18 protein-coding genes are annotated in these 19000 nt (G+C 64.3%); 8 read left to right on the top strand and 10 right to left on the bottom strand.

The window, feature by feature from the left end; translation table 11 throughout:
• Positions 1-32: 32 nt before the first annotated feature.
• The 7 genes from AC58EF_RS21625 to AC58EF_RS21595 form a co-directional block, all read right to left on the bottom strand.
• A complete protein-coding gene (locus tag AC58EF_RS21625; protein ID WP_497278504.1) occupies positions 33-1490 on the bottom strand; it encodes a cobyric acid synthase in 1458 nt (485 codons plus the stop codon).
• 70 nt (positions 1491-1560) lie between these two features.
• A complete protein-coding gene (locus AC58EF_RS21620; protein WP_497278503.1) occupies positions 1561-1776 on the bottom strand; it encodes a hypothetical protein in 216 nt (71 codons plus the stop codon).
• Between the two features lie 31 nt (positions 1777-1807).
• Positions 1808-3067 carry an N-succinylarginine dihydrolase gene (locus AC58EF_RS21615; protein ID WP_497278502.1) on the bottom strand — a complete coding sequence of 420 codons (1260 nt, stop codon included), beginning with the start codon at positions 3065-3067 and terminating at the stop codon, positions 1808-1810.
• A complete protein-coding gene (locus AC58EF_RS21610) occupies positions 3064-4083 on the bottom strand; it encodes an arginine N-succinyltransferase (RefSeq protein ID WP_497278501.1) in 1020 nt (339 codons plus the stop codon). The genes AC58EF_RS21615 and AC58EF_RS21610 overlap by 4 nt, the downstream gene beginning before the upstream one ends.
• Positions 4080-5321 (bottom strand): hydrolase, encoded by a 1242-nt coding sequence (locus AC58EF_RS21605; protein ID WP_497278500.1) that lies wholly within the window; start codon positions 5319-5321, stop codon positions 4080-4082. Before AC58EF_RS21605 ends, AC58EF_RS21610 begins: the two co-directional genes overlap by 4 nt.
• 58 nt (positions 5322-5379) lie before the next feature.
• The gene (locus AC58EF_RS21600) at positions 5380-6276 is read right to left on the bottom strand and encodes a DUF481 domain-containing protein (protein ID WP_497278499.1); all 897 of its coding nucleotides are present in this window, start codon (positions 6274-6276) and stop codon (positions 5380-5382) included.
• A 55-nt stretch (positions 6277-6331) separates the two neighbouring features.
• On the bottom strand, positions 6332-6817 hold the full coding sequence (locus AC58EF_RS21595; RefSeq protein WP_497278498.1) for an RNA pyrophosphohydrolase: 486 nt from the start codon (positions 6815-6817) through the stop codon (positions 6332-6334).
• Positions 6818-7061: 244 nt separating this feature from the next.
• Here AC58EF_RS21595 and AC58EF_RS21590 point away from each other — a divergent pair, with 244 nt between their 5' ends.
• Positions 7062-8327, top strand: a complete 1266-nt coding sequence (locus tag AC58EF_RS21590) for a class I SAM-dependent methyltransferase (RefSeq protein WP_497278497.1) — start codon at positions 7062-7064, stop codon at positions 8325-8327.
• A 3-nt stretch (positions 8328-8330) separates the two neighbouring features.
• Here AC58EF_RS21590 and AC58EF_RS21585 read toward each other — a convergent pair whose 3' ends face one another.
• The gene (locus tag AC58EF_RS21585; protein ID WP_497278496.1) at positions 8331-9041 is read right to left on the bottom strand and encodes an SDR family NAD(P)-dependent oxidoreductase; all 711 of its coding nucleotides are present in this window, start codon (positions 9039-9041) and stop codon (positions 8331-8333) included.
• Positions 9042-9176: 135 nt separating this feature from the next.
• The gene (gene purF, locus AC58EF_RS21580; RefSeq protein WP_497278495.1) at positions 9177-10637 is read right to left on the bottom strand and encodes an amidophosphoribosyltransferase; all 1461 of its coding nucleotides are present in this window, start codon (positions 10635-10637) and stop codon (positions 9177-9179) included.
• Between the two features lie 247 nt (positions 10638-10884).
• Between purF and ccmC the strand changes: the two genes are divergently transcribed.
• The 7 genes from ccmC (at position 10885) to AC58EF_RS21545 (ending at position 17928) form a co-directional block, all read left to right on the top strand.
• Entirely contained in the window at positions 10885-11619 is a 735-nt protein-coding gene (gene ccmC / locus AC58EF_RS21575) for a heme ABC transporter permease CcmC (RefSeq protein WP_497278494.1), read from the top strand.
• A 123-nt stretch (positions 11620-11742) separates the two neighbouring features.
• Positions 11743-12189: a cytochrome c maturation protein CcmE gene (gene ccmE, locus AC58EF_RS21570; protein WP_497278493.1), complete on the top strand. Its 447-nt coding sequence runs from the start codon at positions 11743-11745 to the stop codon at positions 12187-12189.
• A 163-nt stretch (positions 12190-12352) separates the two neighbouring features.
• Positions 12353-14281 (top strand): heme lyase CcmF/NrfE family subunit, encoded by a 1929-nt coding sequence (locus tag AC58EF_RS21565; RefSeq protein ID WP_497278492.1) that lies wholly within the window; start codon positions 12353-12355, stop codon positions 14279-14281.
• The gene (locus tag AC58EF_RS21560; protein ID WP_497278491.1) at positions 14278-14805 is read left to right on the top strand and encodes a redoxin family protein; all 528 of its coding nucleotides are present in this window, start codon (positions 14278-14280) and stop codon (positions 14803-14805) included. Before AC58EF_RS21565 ends, AC58EF_RS21560 begins: the two co-directional genes overlap by 4 nt.
• Complete coding sequence (locus AC58EF_RS21555; RefSeq protein ID WP_497278490.1) at positions 14802-15212, top strand: cytochrome c-type biogenesis protein; 411 nt, start codon at positions 14802-14804, stop codon at positions 15210-15212. Before AC58EF_RS21560 ends, AC58EF_RS21555 begins: the two co-directional genes overlap by 4 nt.
• The gene (locus tag AC58EF_RS21550; protein ID WP_497278489.1) at positions 15209-15853 is read left to right on the top strand and encodes a tetratricopeptide repeat protein; all 645 of its coding nucleotides are present in this window, start codon (positions 15209-15211) and stop codon (positions 15851-15853) included. The genes AC58EF_RS21555 and AC58EF_RS21550 overlap by 4 nt, the downstream gene beginning before the upstream one ends.
• 146 nt (positions 15854-15999) lie before the next feature.
• Positions 16000-17928 (top strand): potassium transporter Kup, encoded by a 1929-nt coding sequence (locus AC58EF_RS21545; protein WP_497278488.1) that lies wholly within the window; start codon positions 16000-16002, stop codon positions 17926-17928.
• A gap of 125 nt (positions 17929-18053) precedes the next feature.
• Here AC58EF_RS21545 and AC58EF_RS21540 read toward each other — a convergent pair whose 3' ends face one another.
• The gene (locus tag AC58EF_RS21540; protein ID WP_497278487.1) at positions 18054-18521 is read right to left on the bottom strand and encodes an Hsp20 family protein; all 468 of its coding nucleotides are present in this window, start codon (positions 18519-18521) and stop codon (positions 18054-18056) included.
• Between the last annotated feature and the right edge of the window lie 479 nt (positions 18522-19000).

The following is a 19000-nucleotide window of genomic DNA, read 5'->3' as shown; positions in this document are numbered from 1 at the left end:
CTGGGAAAACAAGGCGGCTTCGGTCGCCTTTTTCATGATCCTAAGCCTGTTGCCAGCGTGATAAGGGCGTCGATATCGACATGCGCCTCCAGCAGCGCTGCGATCTCGTCCAGCGCATTCTCGACCGACAGATCATAATCCTCGCCTGCCGATCGTCCGCCCAGCCGCCGCAGCAACGCATCGCGCAATTCCGTGCTGGCGAGCAGTCCATGAACATAACTGCCCATGACCCGCCCATCGCGACTGATTGCGCCATCGGGTCGCCCGTCCAGCAGGGAGAAAGGCCGCGCGCAGTCTGGACCATGAGTCTGCCCCATATGCATTTCATAGCCGCCAAAGCCGACCCCCAGCGCCCGCCCGTTCACGGCTTCCAGCGTCTTGGTTCCGCTCAGCACAGTCTCCACATCCAACAGGCCCAATCCGTCGATCGCGCCGGCTGACCCCTCCAGGCCATCTGGATCGCTGATCGTGCGGCCCAGCATCTGATAGCCGCCGCATATGCCCAGCACTGCGCCGCCGCGCCGATGATGGGCGCGAATGTCGATGTCCCATCCCTGCGCCACCAGCGCGCGCAAGTCGGCCACCGTCGCCTTGGAGCCGGGCAGGATCACCAGCGCCGCTTCGGCCGGGACGGGCTGGCCCGGTCCGATCATGCGCAGGTCGACCGCAGGCTCCAGCTTCAGCGGATCGAGATCATCGAAATTGGAGATGCGCGGCAGCACCGGGCAGGCGATGATCAGCGGCGCCTCAACAGAAAAAAGGCGCCGCTCCAGCACCACGGCATCCTCGCTCGGCAATCGCGCCACGGCGTCCAGCCAGGGCACCACGCCCATGCCGCGCCAGCCCGATAGCTGCTCGATCTGGCGATAGCCGTCCTCGAACAGCGCCGGTTCGCCGCGAAACTTGTTGATCAGAAAACCGCGGATCATCGCCGCATCCTCGGGATCGATCACCGTCCGCGTGCCGACGACCGCCGCGATCACGCCGCCCCGGTCGATATCCCCGACCAGAACCACCGGCACGTTGGCGGCGCGGGCAAAGCCCATATTGGCGATGTCCCCGGCGCGCAGGTTAATCTCGGCCGGCGATCCCGCGCCTTCCACGACGACAATGTCGCTGTCTGCCCGCAACCGTTCATAGCTTTCCAGCACCGCGCCCAGCAATTGCCCCCGCGCAGCACGATAATTGCCTGATCCCAGCGTGCCGCGCACCTTGCCATGGACGACCAGTTGCGACGTCCGGTCGGCCTGGGGTTTCAGAAGCACCGGATTCATGTCGCTATGGGGCGCTACGCCGCAAGCGATGGCCTGCAACGCCTGCGCGCGGCCGATTTCGCCGCCGTCGCTCGTCACGGCGGCATTGTTGGACATGTTCTGCGGCTTGAACGGCCGGACCCGATAGCCACGCCGCACCAGCGCCCGGCATAGTCCGGCGACCAGCACCGACTTGCCAACGTCCGATCCGGTTCCCTGCAACATGATAGCGCCCATCGCTCCCTCCTGCCGGGCGGCAGCGGAGAGGGCAAGGGCGTGGTGATGGGCGTCGATGATGCGGCGGCGCTCAGATGCCCCGCCGATATTCCAGCGCGTCGATGATCATGCCGCCTGCCATGAAGACCGCGCCCGAACAAGCGAGCGCCAGCAACTGGCCGCCCGCGCCCGGATATTGCTGCATATAGGCGACACCCCGTTCGGCAGCGCCCAGCGCCAGCGCGTAAATGACCAGAAACGCCTCGAACTTGGTCTTGATGGTGAAGAGGCTCTTGATCCGTTCCATGGTCGTCCCGTCCGGCGCCGGCCCCTTGCGGTCAGGGGGCCAGGTCGCCCGAAAGCTGCAAATGGTCAACAAGGGCTAACCATGATTGCTCGATCCGCGCAATCAGCCGTGTGTCGCCCAAATCCTCTGGAGCGATGGATTCTGGCCAATAATTGGACACTATGCCCGCAATAGCATCCAGCTTGGCCTCATCAACCAGAAAACGGGGGTCGACTTGGGCGGGATCGGCCACGACTCGCAGGCGCAAGCAGGCGGGGCCGCCGCCATTGGCCATGGATTGGCGCACGTCGACGGGGACGAGCCGACGGATCGGGCCATTGCCCGCGACCATCTGTTGCAGCCATCTCCAGACCGCCGGCGTCTCCTGCGCCTCGGTCGGCAGGATCAGCGCCATCGTGCTGTCCGGCAGCGTCACCAGTTGCGCGTTGAACAAATAGCTTCTGATCGCATCGGCCAGACTGACCGCGCTCGCGGGCACTTCAACGATCTCGACACAGGGCAGGGCTTCCCGCAGCCGCGCATAGAAGAGTGGCTTGTCGGCAAAGGCGCGTTCATGGGTGAAGAGCACCCGTTCATTGGCGACGGCGACCACGTCATTGTGAAAGGCGCCGGCCGCGATCGCTTCTTCCGACTGCTGCACGAACAGGGTGCGTGCCGGATCGATGCCATGGAGGCGCGCGACCGACCTGCTCGCTTCCACATGCTGGCGGGCAGGGAAGGGGCCACCCGACTGGCCGTAAACGAAGACTTCGACGCCCGGCAGATCGTGCCGTTCGGTCAGCCGCATATGATTGGCGGCGCCCTCGTCGCCAAAAGGCGGGGGAACGGGTTCATGAACGGCAAAGGCGCGCTGGTCGGAAAAGGCGACCCGCAATTGCGCCAGTGTTTGCGGCCATTCATGGCTGCGATGCGCCATGGTGACCAGGTTCGCGACGGTCAGGTGCGTCCGCCCGTCCTGGGTATCGGCGGCGGGCGATACGGTGGCCGCATTGGCCGCCCACATGGAGGAGGCCGACATGGCGGCTGCCCGTATATGCGGCTCCGCCTCCCCGACATCGGTGCCCAGCCGCGCGAGCCACGCGCCGTCGGGGCGCCATTGCGGCAGGAAAATGCCCTGTTTCAGCCCCAGCCGGATATTGCCGCGCATCTTCTCTATGCCCTGGAGCGCCGCCGCACGCGGTTGCGACATGGCTCCGGCATTGCGGGCGGAGGCGAGATTGCCCAGGCTCAGACCCGCATAATTGTGGCTCGGCCCGATCAGCCCGTCGAAATTGATCTCGGTAACGCTCATGCCCGCCCCGCCATGGTGAAAGTCTCGCCAATGTCCAGCCCGAGCCGGGCCGCACTGCCGGTGTCGAGCGAGATCGCACCGTCGGCGCCCTCCTGTACGAAACCCCAGGTGCAGCGATAATCGGCCAGCCGTCCGGTCGCGATCAGCATCTTGTCGCCGCCCTTCTCATGCGTGGCCGCCAGGCTAACGTCGCGTGCCGCCGCGATCGTCTTCAACTGGTCGATCTGTCCGACCATCGTCGGGCCGCCGTCGAAGATATCGACATAGCCGGCATTGTCGAAGCCCTCCGTCTCCAGCATCCGCATCGCCGCGCGGCCATTGGGATGGGGCAGGCCGATGACTGCCCGCGCACTGTCGGTGAGCATTGCGGTGTAAATGGGCGTCTTGGGCATCAGGTCGGCAATGAACTGGTTGCCGTTCACGGCATTGAACTCATCCGCCTCCTGGAAGCTCATGCCGAAGAAGCGCCCGGCAAGCCCGTCCCAGAAGGGCGATCCGCCCGCTTCATCGATGACGCCGCGCAGTTCCGCGATCACCCGGTCGCCGAAGCGCGCGCGATGACCCCGGATATAGAGATAACGGCTGCGCGCCAGCAGCAGGCCCAGCCCCTCGGCGCGTTCGCGCGGATGGAGGAACAGGCCGCCAACCTCGACCGATCCTTCCAGATCGGTAGTGAGCGACAGCATCTGCGCGCGAAAAGTGCGGCCCAATTCCCGGCTATGCTGGGTCAGCACCCCCAACCGGTAGGAATAGAAAGGCCAGCTCTGTCCCACGGTCGAGAATATCTGACAGGTTCCGCGGACCTGTCCGGTCTCGACATTTTCCAGCACCATGACGATCAGTTCGTCTTCAATGCCCTCGCTTTGTCGCGCCAGCGCCTTTTCGGTGCGCTCCAGCTTTGCGGCCAGCGCCTTGCGGTCGGGGGGCAGGTTGGTGAAGCCGCCTCCGGTCAGTTTCGCCATCTCATAAAGCGTTTGCAGATCGTCCGCGCGCGCGATGCGCATGATGAAGCTCAAGCGGTCATCCCCTTTCTTATATCCTGTCCCGGTTGAAACCGTCCCTGCGCGATCCGCCAGATGGCCAGCGCCGACAGTTGAGCGCGCTCGGCCAGACTGTCGGTCAGCAGAAATTCGGCGTCGCTATGGATGCTGCCGCCGCGCACGCCCATCGTGTCGACCACCGGCACGCCACAGGCGGCGATATTATTGCCGTCGCAAACCCCACCCGTGTCGCGCCAGCCAATGGAAAGTCCGATATCCTCACCGCATTGCCGGACCAGTCCGAACAATCTTTCCGCTTTCTCGTCCATCGGCTTGGGCGGGCGGCCGAAGCCGCCATGCAGATGCAGGCTGACGTCATGCTGCCGAGCGACCGCGGCCATCGCGGCATCGATCAGGGCGCGGGCGGCCAGCTCATCCGTAGGTGTCCTGGGGCGGAAATTGACCCGCAACACCGCATGGTCGGGCACGACATTATTCGGGCCGCCACCGTCGATCTTGGCCGGGTTGCAGGAAAATCCGGTTCCGCTGCCGGCCTTCAGCCGCAGCGCCAGATCCGCTGCCGCCAGTAGCGCGTTGCGGCCCTCGTCCGGGTTGCGCCCGGCATGGGCGCTGCGCCCGGTAACAATGACGGAGAAATTGCCGCTGCCCGCCCGCGCGCCGGCCAACGTGCCATCGGGGAGGGCGGGTTCATAGGTGAAGGCTGCGACTTTCCCCTGCGCTGCTTCGCGCAGAAGCGAGGCGGAGGATGGGCTGCCGACTTCCTCGTCGCTGTTGATGACCACGTCATAGCCCAGCGTTGCAGGCGCATCCGATCGTTCGATCGCCGCCAGCGCCGCCAGCATGACGGCGATGCCACCCTTCATGTCGGCGACGCCGGGACCGGTCAACACACCCGGCTCCAGCCAGCATTGTTGCTGGAATGGATGATCGGCGGCAAAGACCGTGTCCATATGCCCGGTAAGCAGAAGACGGATGGGGGCATCGGGACGTACGGCCAGATGCAGGTGGCGACCATGGGCGACGGTTTGAATGCGCCCGTCGGGTGCGACGCTTTCGACCGATGCGCCATCCACCAGCCGGATGACTCCCGGCAGGATGGCGAAGGCGTCGGTCAGCCCGTCCACCATGCGCGCGAGCCCATCCAGATTGCGCGATCCACTGTTGATCGCAGCCCAATCTTCCACCTGGCGCAGCATGGGCGCGGCCGCCGCGTGATCCAAAAGCCTATGTTCGGCAGGAGACAAAGGGGTCATTGCAAGGGTCTATCAGACCCCGGCCCACGCCTCCACCCCCGCACGAAAATTGCGTCGTTCAGAAATCATATGTCAGGGTGAGGCGGCTGAGCGTGTCGAAGTCCCGCGCCGAAAGCATCGTCTCCGATTCATATTGAACATTGTAGGAGATGGCGGCGGACCAGCGCGATGCGACCTTGGTTTCGAGCGATGTCAGCGAATTGAGCGAATAGACATCCCTTTCGGCGTAACCGGCGGCGGTCTGCTTGAAGGTCAGCGTGGGGGAAGCGCGCCACGCCAGCGCCATCGATCCGCGTGCGCCCAGCTTGGTTTCGCGCTCGCCGGTCAGATATTTGGCATGACGCACCGACGGACCAATATCGACCGACAGGTCGAGCGGCTTACTCATGACCAGCTTGTAACCAACGCCGACCGATCCGGTATAGCGTTCGTCATAACCGATCGACGTATCTCGTTCGAACTGGCCGAGACCATAAATGAATCCGCGCGGATCGAATTCGTAGCGCGGCTCATAGCTGCCGAAATAGCGCTCGCGCGACGTCACGCCATTGGCGCGGCGATAGTCGGTGCTGGCCGTCAGCTTGTGGGTCCATTGCAATCCGGTGCGGGACACCGTCGCGTTGACGCTGATGCCGATTTCGCTGGTGGAGCCGGTGGAGCGGAATCCGCCTGCCTCGATTCGCCCGGTCCACAGTTCGGTGAAGCGGGCCTCGCGAATCAGGGTGTCGTGCGTCGCCTGTGTGCGTTCCTTCCAGCTAGTGACCATCCGCTGGATTTCTCCGGCCGATTCGGGATTGGTCTGTCTGGCGATCTTGGCGACGGTCGCTATTTCCGTTTCATTGCCATTGGCGATCGCTGCTTCCAACATCTCGCGCACTGCTGGCGGCAGCAGGACGTCGGCGGCAAGGGCCGGGGCAGGGAGCAGCAGAGGCAGTGAAACGAGAAAGGCGCGCATGTCGCCTTTTTACTGACCCGGCAGCGGATTTTAACCCCCTTTTCAAAGGGGGACCTCAGATAAGCGCCCCGAACTCCTGCAAAATGTCGCGATAGAGTTTGCGCTTAAAAGGCACGATCAACTCGGGCAGCGTATCCGGCGCGGTCCATTTCCAGTCGCGAAACTCGGGGTCCTTGGTCTGGATATCGATGTCGCTGTCCTTGCCCAGGAAACGGGCCAGGAACCATTGCTGCCGCTGGCCGCGATATTTTCCGCCCCACAGCTTGCCGATCAGTTCGGCCGGCAGGTCATAGAAATGCTCATCCCTGGACGTGGCGATGATCTCGACATGGTCGCGGACGATCCCCGTCTCCTCGAACAATTCGCGGAAAGCTGCGGCCTTGGGATCTTCGCCTTCATCAATGCCGCCCTGTGGCATCTGCCAGGCTTCGACCGCATTATCGAGCCGCTGCCCGACGAAAATCTTGCCATCCATGTTAACGAGCATGATCCCGACGCAGGGTCGGTATCCCAATTCCTGATCATTCGGCATTGAAGCCATGGGTCCCCTGATATTTGCTGCAGGCTGGTCCCCACCCCAGGAGGCAGCCGGCATTTAACGCTGACCTGGACAGGATAAGCGGCAGTGCTCTCCACGTCCATTGATCGAATCGCAGTTCGTCCGATTTGCGGCGCGTCAATCCCGGCAATATGTCTCTTTGGTCGGCTGAAACGTAGGAGCCACGGCGCATATTTCGGGAGAGCTATGATTGCAGCGCCGTTCACCTTGTTGCAGGATCGATCTCATGAATGCCATCGATCCCCGACGCGGCCGGCGCGCCCTTTCCGTCCGGCGCCCGCCCCGCAGTGGCATTTCGGGCTGGCTCGCGCGGTGGGTGGCGCCGGTCTTCCACCGCCTGCTTGATCGGATCGATCTCGGGCTGGAACAGGGAATGCTCGAAGCCAGCTTGCCCGACGGAACCGGGCGCTTGCTTGGCGGCCGCGCCGATGGCCCGTCCTGCATTGTCCATCTCCATGACTGGCGCGCGTTGATCCGTCTCGCCAGTTCGGGGTCTGCGGGCTGGTATCGCGCGTGGGCGGCGGGGGAATGGTCAAGCCCGGACCCGGTGCCATTGTTCGCTCTCTTCATGCGCAACGCCGTGCCGCTGGGACAGGTGGCGCGCGCGCGCGGCCCGGCGCGCTGGATCGGGCGTGTGGCGCATTGGGTGCGGCGCAACAGCCGCGCTGGATCGCGCCACAACATCGCCTATCATTATGATCTGGGGAACGACTTCTACAGCCTTTGGCTTGACGAGAATATGCATTATTCCAGTGGCTTGTTTCTCGATCCTGACAGCAGAATCGAAAGCCTGAAGCAGGCGCAGCAGCGAAAGGTGGACGCGATCCTCGACCGGCTGGACCTGAAGGATGGCGATGCGTTGTTGGAAATCGGCTGCGGCTGGGGCGGTCTGGCGGAGCGGGCGATGGAGCGGCGGGCGATCCGTTACACCGGGCTGACCCTGTCCACCGAACAGGCGGATTATGCCCGCGATCGGCTCGGCTCAGGCGCGCAAATCCTGTTGACCGATTATCGCGATGCGCAGGGGCGTTATGACGCCGTCGCCAGCGTTGAAATGGTCGAAGCGGTCGGCCAGCGCTACTGGCCCGCCTATCTGGAAGCGATCCACCGGCTGCTGAAGCCCGGCGGCAGGGCCGCGATCCAGTATATCCTGATCGATGACGCGATTTTCGAAGGCTATGCGCGGGGCGCCGACTTCATCCAGACCTATATTTTCCCCGGCGGGATGCTGATTTCCGAAAGCCGATTCCGCGCACTGGCGGAACGGCAGGGGCTGGAATGGCATGATGTGCATCGCTTCGGTCTTCACTATGCGGAAACCTTGCGGCGGTGGCGGCAGCGCTTCGACCGGGCGATCGAGGAAGGTCGGCTGCCATCCAGCTTCGACCAGCATTTCGTGGCCTTATGGCGCTATTATCTGATGTATTGCGAAGGCGGCTTTCGCGGCGGCGGGATCGACGTGGCGCAAGTGACCCTGGTCCGGCCCGCCTGACCCTTAGCCCTCGACCCGCATCCTGTGCCCGGTCGGCGTGTCGGCCAGGACCAGCCGGACAATGGCCTCCGCCACCGCTTCCGGCCCCTTCAGGCTTGCCGGGTCTTCGCCGGGAAAGGCGCGGGCGCGCATCGCGGTGCGGGTCGCGCCCGGATCGACGATATGGGTGCGGATGGCGGAAATATTCTTCACTTCCTCACCATAGGCGCCGACCAATGTCTCCAGCGCCGCCTTGGACGCGCCATAGGCGCCCCAATAGGCGCGCGGCGCCGCGACCGAGGATGTGAGCGCCACGACGCGCGCATCGCCGCTCGCGCGCAACATGCCGTCGAACGCCGCGATCAGCGCTTGCGGCGCGCCGACATTGAGGGTCAGCACTCGTGCAAATTCCTTGGCGTCGATCGCCTGCACCGCCGCCAGCGATCCCAAAGTCGCGGCGTTGAGGACGAGAATGTCGAGCGCCTGCCAGCGACCGCCGATCGCCTGCGCCAGACGGCCGATACTCTCGCCATCGGTCAGGTCGAGCGGCGCGATCGTCGCATGGCCGCCGGCCTGGTGGATGCGTTCCTCCACTTCCTCCAGCCCGCCGCTGGTCCGCGCCGTCAGCACGACATGCGCGCCCGCCGCCGCCAATGCCTCCGCCGTCGCTGCGCCGATGCCGCGACTCGCGCCTGTGACCAGAGCCAGTTTGCCGGAAAGGGGGAGATCAGACATCCATGCTCCGTTCGCCCTGCGGGAGGGCATGTTCTGGAAAGAAAATGAGAACAGGATCGAGAACTGGCCGCAGGGCGCGACAAATCCGTGAGCCTGCAAGGAGAATGGGCCGCCCGACGGGCCGCCCTCCCAGCATCAGACCACCCGCTCGGCGAGCAGTTCCAACTGATTGGTCACGACCACATCGTCCTGATCGGTCAGGGTAGTGGGATAGTCGCCAGTGAAGCAGGCGTCGCAATATTGCGGCCGGATGTCCGCGCGCTTTGTCTCGCCCAACGCCTTGTAGAGGCCGTCGATCGAGATGAACGCCAGGCTGTCGGCGTGGATGAAATCCTGCATCCCGCCAATGTCCAGCTTGTGCGCCAGCAGCTTGGTTCGTTCGGGCGTGTCGACGCCATAGAAGCAGCTATGCTTGGTCGGGGGCGATGCGATGCGCATATGCACCTCGGCCGCGCCGGCTTCGCGCATCATCTGCACGATCTTGAGGCTGGTGGTGCCGCGCACGATCGAATCGTCGATCAGCACGATCCGCTTGCCTTCGATCAGCGCGCGGTTGGCATTATGTTTCAGCTTCACGCCCAGATGGCGGACCTTGTCGCCCGGCTGGATGAAGGTGCGTCCGATATAATGCGACCGGATGATGCCCAGTTCGAAGGGAATGCCCGATTGCTGGGCATAGCCGATCGCTGCGGGCACGCCGCTGTCGGGCACCGGGATGACATAGTCGGCGTCGACCGGATTCTCGATCGCCAGCTGCGCGCCGATCGCCTTGCGCACCGAATAGACGCTGGAGCCATCGACGATCGAATCGGGACGGCTGAAATAGACATGCTCGAAGATGCAGGGGCGCGCGTGCGTGTCGCCGAACGGGCGGTGCGTGCGGATGTCGCCTTCATTGGTGACGATCACCAGTTCGCCCGGATCGATCGTGCGGACATAGTCCGCGCCGACCACGTCGAACGCCACGGTTTCCGACGCAAAGATGGTCGCGTCACCCAGCTTGCCCATCACCAGCGGACGGATGCCCAGCGGATCGCGGCAGGCGATCATGCCCTCGGGCGTCATCACGATCAGCGAATAAGCGCCCTCGATCTGCTTGAGCGCGTCGATGAACTTGTCGAGCAGGGTCCGGTAGCTGGAGGTCGCCACCAGATGGATGATGACTTCGGTGTCGGAGGTCGACTGGAAGATGGAGCCACGGCGAATCAGTTCGCGGCGCAGCTTCATCGCATTGGAGATATTGCCGTTATGGGCGACGGCGAATCCGCCGGAATTGAGTTCCGCATAGAGCGGCTGGACATTGCGCAGCGATGTCTCGCCCGTGGTCGAATAGCGAACATGGCCGCACGCGCTCTCGCCGGGCAGGCCGCGAATCACCTCGTCGCGGTCGAAATTGCCCGCCACATGGCCCATCGCCCGGTGGGTATGGAAATCATGCCCGTCCCAGCTGGTGATGCCGGCGGCTTCCTGCCCGCGATGCTGCAGCGCATGAAGGCCTAGCGCGACGATGGCGGAAGCCGTTTCCGCGCGGGAAACGCCGAAAATGCCACATTCCTCGCGCAACTTGTCGTCGTCGAAGGGATTGGTCGTAAACATGGGTGCGAGCCGGGTCCGTTACCGTTCTTGGCGCGCCCCAGCGGGCCGCCTTTCCGCGCGCATATAGTCGCTTGGCCCTCGTTTGTCGCCTCCCTGTCATAAAAAAGGCGGAACGGGCCAGGCAAAGCTTGTGTTTCGGGGTTCGAGTTCCCTTTGCCAGGGCAGGGGAAGGGCATTTCGCGGCGGCGCTATCGGCAAAATGCCCTACTGGCGCCCTGCATCGCACGCGGCTACACACGCAGCCCTGATGCATCGTTTCGCCAATCCCGCCCGCTTCCTGAAGATCGCGCGTCCGCTGACCGGCTGGCTGTTCTGGCCGGGTCTGGCGTTGATCGTGATCGGCGCGGCGTGCGGACTGTTCGTGACGCCGGCGGACTATCTTCAGGGGGAGACGGTGCGCATCCTCTACATCCACGTCCCTGCGGCCTGGCTGGGCATGGGCGGCTGGACCGGCATCGCGATCGCCGCGCTGATGCAACTGGTCTGGCGCCACCCGCTGGCGGCCGTGGCGGGCCGCGCCATCGCCGCGCCCGGCGCCCTCTTCACCGCCATCTGCCTGATGACCGGCTCCATCTGGGGCCGGCCGACCTGGGGCACCTGGTGGGAATGGGATGGGCGCATGACCTCCATGTTGATCCTCTTCTTCCTCTATCTCGGCTATATCGCGCTCGCCAACGCCAGCGCGCGGCAGGGACAGGCCATGGGGCAGGGCGGGGTGAGCAATGTCACCGCCATTTTCGGGCTGGTCGGCGCGGTCAATATTCCCATCATCAATCGGTCGGTCGTGTGGTGGAACAGCCTGCATCAGGGGCCGAGCATCACGCTGCGCGGATCGAGCATCGACGGATCGCTGCTGTGGCCGCTGGGCCTGACATTGCTGGGCTTTTCCCTGTGGTTCGGCGCGATCGTCTTGATACGGATGCGGGCGATACTGGCGCAGAACAAGGTCGAGGCGCGGATGCAGCGCCTGGCGAGAGGGTGAAGATGAACCAATGGGCTTTCGTGATCGCCGCTTATGCGGTGACGACGGTCGGGACGGCGATCGTCAGTCTTTTGAGCTGGCGCGCGATGCGCAGTGCCGAGGCTGCGGCCGAGAAGCTATAATATGAAGGCGAAGCATCAGCGGCTCATCCTGGCGCTGGCGGCGCTGGTGGCGATCATCGGCGCGGGGCTGCTTGCGGCGTCGGCGCTGAAGGACGAGGCCGCCTATTTCTACGCGCCGAACGACGTGAAGACCAAGGGGGTGGAGTCCGGCAAGGCCATTCGTCTGGGCGGCATGGTGGTGAAGGGCAGCCTCAGGCGCGCCGCCGACGGCGTAACGATCCGGTTCGATGTGACCGACGGCAAGGCGACCGTGCCCGCCACCTTCAGTGGCATCGCGCCCGACCTGTTCAAGGAGGGCAGCGGCGTGGTCGCGGAGGGAGCGTTCGACGGCAAAGGCATGTTCATCGCGACCAACCTGCTCGCCAAGCATGACGAGCGCTACATGCCCCGCGAACTGGAGGGGATGAATTATAACCAGACCACGCACGAGATGAAGGCGGAGCGGTGAGGATGCGTCACCGCCATTCCTCCTCTGTAAGTGGAGGGGGACCGGCGAAGCCGGTGGAGGGGTGTCACCCTCTCGATAGCACCACACTCCTCCGGCAGGGCTACGCCCTGCCACCTCCCCTTGCAGGGGAGGATGAAGGTCGACCATCACGGGGGCAGTACGCATGATCGCCGAAACCGGCCTGGCCGCCCTCTGGCTCGCCGCCGCGCTGGCGTTGCTCCAGCTTGTCCTCGCCTTTGTGGGCCTGAAGGGAGGCAAGGCCGAACTGCTGGCCGGTGTCCGTCCCGCCGCCGTGGCGCAGGGCGTGCTGACCGCGATCGCCTTTGCGCTGCTCGTCACGCTCTTCATGCGGTCCGACATGTCCGTGCTGCTTGTCGCGACCAACAGCCATTCGATGAAGCCCTGGCTCTACAAATTCGCTGGAACCTGGGGCAATCATGAAGGGTCGATGCTGCTCTGGGTCACGGTCATGGGCGTCGCCGGGGCCGCCGTCGCCCTGTTCGAGCGCGCTTTGCGACGCGATACGCATATGGCGACCTTGGGCGGACAGGCGGCGATCAGCCTTGGCTTTTACGCCTTCCTGCTCTTTTCCTCCAATCCCTTCGCGCGGATCGACCCGCCGCCGCCCGACGGGCAGGGCCTCAATCCCCTGCTGCAGGACCCCGGCCTCGCCTTCCATCCGCCGACGCTTTATCTGGGTTATGTCGGCCTGTCGGTCGCCTTTTCCTTCGCGATCGGCGCGCTCCTGACGCGGCAGGTGGACGCTGCCTTCGCCCGCGCCATGCGGCCATGGGTGCTGGCCGCCTGGGTGCTGCTGACGCTGGGCATCACGGCGGGCAGCTACTGGGCCTATTATGAACTGGGCTGGGGCGGCTGGTGGTTCTGGGACCCGGTGGAGAACGCTTCGCTCATGCCCTGGCTTGCCGCCACCGCGCTGCTGCACAGCGTCACCGTGCTAGCGACGCGCGACGCGCTGCGCGCTTGGACGGTCATGCTGGCGGTCATCGCCTTCTCCATGTCCATGGTCGGCACCTTCCTGGTCCGGTCGGGTATCCTGACCAGCGTCCATGCCTTCGCCGTCGATCCCGAACGCGGCAGTTTCATTCTGGCGCTGCTGGCCATCTATATCGGCGGCGCGCTGGCACTGTTCGGCTGGCGGATCGGATCGGTACGCGAAGGCGCGCCGTTCGAACTGGTCAGCCGCGAAACGTTCCTGGTCATGAACAATCTGTTCCTGTCGGTCATTCTGGGCATCGTGTTGATCGGCACCCTCTATCCGCTGATGACCGAAGCCTTCGGCCACAAAGTGTCGGTCGGCGCGCCCTATTTCGACCGGATTGCCGGCCCCATCGCGCTGGCGCTGATGGTTGCGCTGGCGATAGGGCCGCTGGTGCGCTGGCGACGCGATCGGGCAACGGCGGTCGGGAAGCGATTGCGCGTGCCCGCCGTCATTGCCGTGATCGCAGCCGTTGCGCTCACCACTTTTGCTTGGGGACGCGTGGGCATCCTGCCTTTCCTCGGCCTTCTGATCGCCATCGCCGTGGGAAGCGCGAGCATCGCTCCGCTCTGGAAACGCAACCTCTGGCGCACCCCGCTTTTCACCTGGGGCATGGTGATCGCGCATCTCGGCTGTGCGGTGAGCCTGGCAGGCATGGCCTGTGATTCGGCGTTCACGGTCGAGAAGCTGGTGGCCGCCCGTCCAGGCGACACCATCCAGAGCGCCGGATGGACGTTGCGCTTCGTGCGGATTCAACCGATCGCCGGCGATAACTGGACCGCGCTCCAGGCGGACATGGAGGTCGACCGGGGCGGTTCGCCGACACTGATCCATCCTCAGTCGCGCTTCTTCGCCTCGCCGCCGACCACCACCAGCGAAGCGGCGTTGCTGACCCGCTGGAACGGCCAACTTTATGTCGTGCTTGGCGAAGAGGTCGAAGGCGGGCGCTGGCAGTTGCGCATCTGGTGGAAGCCGTTCGTCACGCTTATCTGGCTGGGCGGCGTCCTGATCGCCCTGGGCGGTATGTTGGCGCTGGTCGGGCGGGAGCGTCGCGGCTGGCTGCTGAAATGGCGGGCGCGGAGGGCAATGGCATGAGGAAGCTGCTGATCTGGCTGCCGCTTCTGTTGTTCCTCGCCTTCATCGGCCTGTTCGCCAGCGGCCTGTTCCAGCCCGATGACCGTATCATCCATTCCAGACTGGTGGGGCAGCCTCTCCCTGCCTTCGCCTTGCCGGCGGGCGCCAGCGATCGGCCCGCGCTGGCCAGCGCCCAGCTCGCCACCGGCAAGCCGCGCCTGCTCAACATCTTCGCGAGCTGGTGCGTCCCCTGCGCGGCCGAAGCGCCGCAACTGATGGCGCTCAGCCAGGCCGGGGTGGAGATCGACGCCATCGCCATTCGCGACGCCCGCCCCGATGTCGACGGATTCCTGAAGCGCTACGGCAATCCCTATGCCCGCATCGGCCTAGATGCGCGCAGTGCCGTGCAGATGGCGCTGGGTTCGTCGGGCGTGCCGGAAACCTTCGTGATCGACGGCAGGGGGCGCATCGCTTATCAGCATATCGGCGATATCCGCGCCGACGATGTGCCGATGATCCTCGACCGGCTGAGAAACGCGCGATGAGGCTGCTTTTCGCCTTGCTGCTGGCGCTGTTCGCCGCGCCGCTGGCCGCGCAGACCGCCTTGCCGCCGGCGCCCTGGGCCGACCGGCAGATTCCCGATGCGGCGCAGGAGCGCAAGGCCAAGGCGCTTATGGAAACCATTCGCTGCCTCACCTGCCAGAGCCAGTCGATCGCCGATTCGAATGCCAGCATGGCGGGTGACATGCGGTCCCAGATTCGCGAGCGGATCATCGCGGGCGAGCAGCCCGAGGCGATTCGCGCCTGGCTTGTGTCCCGCTATGGCGACTGGGTGAGCTATGAGCCGACCGCCGCGCCGATCCTCTGGCCGCTCTGGGCCGCGCCTTTCTTCCTGCTGGGGCTTGGCCTGCTGCTGTTGCGGGGACGAATCAAGCGGAGAAAAGGCCGATGACGGGCTGGGTGATCGCGTTCGGGCTGGCGGCGACGGCTTTCCTTTCCCTGCTGTTCGTCGGCCGCATTCCGCGATCGACGCGGGAAATCACGGCCGCTGCGCTGCTGCTGGGCCTTGCCGGCTATGCCTGGCAGGGGCATCCGGGCCTTGCCGGGGCGCCGCGCAAGCTGGTCGAGAGCAAGGGCGAGGCGTTTGACGAGAAGCTGGCGGAAAAGCGGCGCGGCCTTGCCGAGCGTTTCGGTCCGGCCGCCCAGTGGATGATGCTGTCCGATGGCCTCGCCCGGCAGGGCAAGACCAAGGATGCCGCCAATGTCCTGCTGTCGGGGCTGCGCGACACGCCGGACGACGCCAATCTCTGGCTGGGGTTGGGCAATGCGCTGGTCAATCATGCCGACGGCGTGATTTCGCCGGGTGCGGAGTTCGCCTACCGCCGGGCGTTGACGCTCGACCCGGAGGGACCGGCGCCGCGCTATTTCTACGGTTTCGCCCTTGCCCGCGCCGGACGGTTTGAGGCCGCGCGCGACCTTTGGGCGCCGCTTGCCGACAGCGCGCCGGCGGGCAGCCAGGTCAAGGCGGAACTGGAAAGCAACATCGCGCGTATCGATGCGATGCTGGCCAATGGCGTTCCTGTCTCGCAATGATGCGGTGCAGCGCGGATGATTGCGCCCCGTCTGGAGGCGTGATAGGGCGCGGCACCATGCAGGGTATGACATATCCCTTTCAGCCCGGTTCTTTTCAGCCCGGTTCCTTTCAGCCTGGTGCCCAATGACCATCTGGTTTTTCTTCCATGGCTGATCTCCTTCCCAACACCGCGCCGGCGACGGCGGAGGATGAGTCTGGCGGCAACGGTCATGCGCGGCAGAAGGCCACGCTGAAACTGGTCGTCGGCGCGATCGGCATTGTGTTCGGCGACATCGGCACCAGCCCGCTCTACGCCTTCCGCGAAACCTTCGCCGGCCATCATCATCTCGATCTCGACCCGGATCATATCCTTGGCGTCATCAGCCTGATGTTCTGGTCGATGATGCTGGTGGTGACGCTGAAATATGTCAGCATCATCATGCGCGCCGACAATAAGGGCGAGGGCGGCAGCCTGGCGCTGCTGGCGCTGATCAACGGTCAGACCAGGACGCAGCGCTGGTCGCGCGGCATCGTGCTGCTGGGCGTGTTCGCCACTGCGCTCTTCTACGGCGACTCGATGATCACCCCGGCTGTGTCGGTGCTGTCCGCGGTCGAAGGTCTGGCGGTCTATAATCCCGACCTCGCGCCCGCGATCCTGCCGGTCGCCGTTTTGATCCTGCTGGGGCTGTTCTGGATCCAGGGGTTGGGGACGAATCGGGTCGCGTCGCTTTTCGGCCCGATCATGCTGCTCTATTTCATCACGATCGCGACGCTCGGCGTCCTGTCGATCGTGCAGACGCCGGGCATCCTCTACGCCTTCAATCCCTATTGGGCGGTGATGTTCTTCGTCACCGATCCGCTGCCGGCCTTCCTGGCGCTGGGATCGGTCGTGCTGGCCGTGACCGGCGCCGAAGCGCTCTACGCCGATATGGGGCATTTCGGCCGTAGCCCGATTCGCGTGTCCTGGCTCTTTTTCGTGCTGCCGGCGCTGATGCTCAACTATATGGGGCAGGGCGCGCTCCTGTTCCGCGAAGGGGCGGCGGCGCTGCACAGTCCCTTCTACAATCTGGCGCCGCAATGGGGACAATTGCCGCTGATCGTGCTGGCAACGCTGGCGGCGATCATCGCGTCGCAGGCGGTGATTTCCGGCGCCTTCTCGGTCACGCAGCAGGCGATCCAGCTGGGCTTCATGCCGCGCCTGCGCATTGCCCATACCAGCGCATCGGCCGCCGGGCAGATCTACATCCCCCTCATCAACTGGGGGTTGATGACCATGGTCATCCTGCTGGTATTGGTGTTCCAGACATCGTCCAACCTGACGGCGGCCTATGGCATCGCCGTCACCGGGGCGATGTTCATCGACAATCTGCTGCTGACCGTGCTGCTCTACCGCCTGTGGCACTGGAAATGGTATTATTCCGCCCCGCTGCTGTCGGTCTTCTTCCTGGTCGACGGCGCCTATCTGGCGGCCAATCTGACCAAGGTGCCCGATGGCGGCTGGTTCCCACTGCTGATCGGTTTCATCGTTTTCACGCTGCTGACCACCTGGTCGCGCGGCCGGCGGCTGGTGCAGGATCGTCTTCGGGAAGCGGCAATGCCGATCCCGGTGTTCGTGGCGTCCGCCGCGAACAGCGCGGTGCGCGTGCCCGGCACGGCGGTCTTCATGACTTCGACGCCCGACGGCGTGCCCCATGCGCTGCTGCATAACCTGAAGCACAACAAGGTGCTGCACGAGCGGGTCATCCTGTTGACCGTCAAGATCAAGGGCGTGCCGATCGTCGAGGATGACGGCCGTTGCAAGCTGGAGGATCTGGGCCGGGGCTTTTTCCGCATGGTGTTGCATTACGGCTTCATGCAGGAGCCGGACGTGCCCGCCGCGCTCAAGAATGTCACTGGCTGCGGCCAGGCGTTCAAGATGATGGACACCAGCTTCTTCCTTGCCCGCCAGACGCTGCTGCCATCAGCGAAGCCGGGTATGCCGCTGTGGCGGGAGAAGATCTTCGCCTGGATGTTGCGCAACGCGGAAAGCGCGATGGAATTTTTCCGCCTGCCCACCAACCGCGTCGTGGAACTGGGCAGCCAGGTGGAAATCTGATCCTTCCATCGAGTCGAAGTTCACACCGTTCAGGATGGAACGATCTTCTCCGATCGTTTCCAGATAGGACAGCAAAAAGGGCGCGGCCTCGCGGTCGCGCCCCTCGTCTTTTCCATGATGCCCAATCAGGCGGCGTCGCGATCCTTGACGCTGATGTCCACCAGCTGACCGCCGTTGATGGCGATCTTCTTGGGCTTCATCGCTTCGGGAACTTCACGCACCAGCTCGATCGTCAGCAGGCCGTCGGCCAGATCGGCCTTTTCCACCCGCACGAAGTCGGCAAGCTCGAAGCGCCGCTCGAAGCTGCGGTTGGCGATGCCGACATGCAGGAATTTGGAACGGTCGGCGCCCGATGCGTCATCCTTGCGGCCGATCACCTGGAGCAGATTCTGCTGGGCGGTGATATCGATTTCGTCGGGGCGGAAGCCGGCCACGGCCAAGGTCACGCGATAGCGGTCCTCGGACAGGCGCTCGATATTGAAGGGGGGATAATTGTCGCCCTGGGCGAGGCGGGCATTGTTTTCGATCAGGTCGAACAGACGATCGAAGCCCACCGTCGAACGGCGATAGGGGGTCAGGTCGAAACCACGCATTGTCATAATCTCCAACGAGCAAAATGAACATGCCGGACCCATCGACTGGCATCCGGCGATATTTGCGCCCGGCCCCGTGTGGCGGCCGGACGGGATTGATATGGTTGCGCTCTTTCGGGTTTCAAGGGCGGACTGGCGGGAGCGCAAGCGTGTCGTCGTGAAACATCATAATAGAAGAAGGAAAGAAAAGAATAAGGCGCGGCAGGAACAATAAAAAACACCCGGACCGTGCTTTCACGATCCGGGTGTTTAATGGACGATTGCTCGTCTCCCCCTTGGCCTGCCTCAACCGCTTCTTAGCCCCCTAAGCTCGAAACGGGATGCAGTATCCCTGAACCACGGCCTTTCACCTGTGCTTCGATTGTCTTGCTATGACCGGCGTGGGTCCGAGTCACGGGCAAAATCGGGCCGCTGTGATTTTCGCTCCAGCCCTGTGGCGGCGATGCAACAATCGGGCAATGCTTGCCGTGCGGCATGGC

The sequence above is a fragment of the Sphingobium sp. WR1 genome, from assembly GCF_059693745.1.
The sequence above is the reverse complement of the archived record's forward strand: the minus strand, read 5'-3'. Positions and strand labels throughout refer to the sequence as shown.

Bases quoted from the DNA above. Each gene is read 5' to 3' on its own strand.
- AC58EF_RS21625 (WP_497278504.1), bottom strand. From the start codon at position 1,490: ATGGGCGCTATCATGTTGCAGGGAACCGGATCGGACGTTGGCAAGTCG.
- AC58EF_RS21620 (WP_497278503.1), bottom strand. From the start codon at position 1,776: ATGGAACGGATCAAGAGCCTCTTCACCATCAAGACCAAGTTCGAGGCG.
- AC58EF_RS21615 (WP_497278502.1), bottom strand. From the start codon at position 3,067: ATGAGCGTTACCGAGATCAATTTCGACGGGCTGATCGGGCCGAGCCAC.
- AC58EF_RS21605 (WP_497278500.1), bottom strand. From the start codon at position 5,321: ATGACCCCTTTGTCTCCTGCCGAACATAGGCTTTTGGATCACGCGGCG.
- AC58EF_RS21600 (WP_497278499.1), bottom strand. From the start codon at position 6,276: ATGCGCGCCTTTCTCGTTTCACTGCCTCTGCTGCTCCCTGCCCCGGCC.
- AC58EF_RS21595 (WP_497278498.1), bottom strand. From the start codon at position 6,817: ATGGCTTCAATGCCGAATGATCAGGAATTGGGATACCGACCCTGCGTC.
- AC58EF_RS21590 (WP_497278497.1), top strand. From the start codon at position 7,062: ATGAATGCCATCGATCCCCGACGCGGCCGGCGCGCCCTTTCCGTCCGG.
- AC58EF_RS21585 (WP_497278496.1), bottom strand. From the start codon at position 9,041: ATGTCTGATCTCCCCCTTTCCGGCAAACTGGCTCTGGTCACAGGCGCG.
- purF (WP_497278495.1), bottom strand. From the start codon at position 10,637: ATGTTTACGACCAATCCCTTCGACGACGACAAGTTGCGCGAGGAATGT.
- ccmC (WP_497278494.1), top strand. From the start codon at position 10,885: ATGCATCGTTTCGCCAATCCCGCCCGCTTCCTGAAGATCGCGCGTCCG.
- ccmE (WP_497278493.1), top strand. From the start codon at position 11,743: ATGAAGGCGAAGCATCAGCGGCTCATCCTGGCGCTGGCGGCGCTGGTG.
- AC58EF_RS21565 (WP_497278492.1), top strand. From the start codon at position 12,353: ATGATCGCCGAAACCGGCCTGGCCGCCCTCTGGCTCGCCGCCGCGCTG.
- AC58EF_RS21560 (WP_497278491.1), top strand. From the start codon at position 14,278: ATGAGGAAGCTGCTGATCTGGCTGCCGCTTCTGTTGTTCCTCGCCTTC.
- AC58EF_RS21555 (WP_497278490.1), top strand. From the start codon at position 14,802: ATGAGGCTGCTTTTCGCCTTGCTGCTGGCGCTGTTCGCCGCGCCGCTG.
- AC58EF_RS21550 (WP_497278489.1), top strand. From the start codon at position 15,209: ATGACGGGCTGGGTGATCGCGTTCGGGCTGGCGGCGACGGCTTTCCTT.
- AC58EF_RS21545 (WP_497278488.1), top strand. From the start codon at position 16,000: ATGGCTGATCTCCTTCCCAACACCGCGCCGGCGACGGCGGAGGATGAG.
- AC58EF_RS21540 (WP_497278487.1), bottom strand. From the start codon at position 18,521: ATGCGTGGTTTCGACCTGACCCCCTATCGCCGTTCGACGGTGGGCTTC.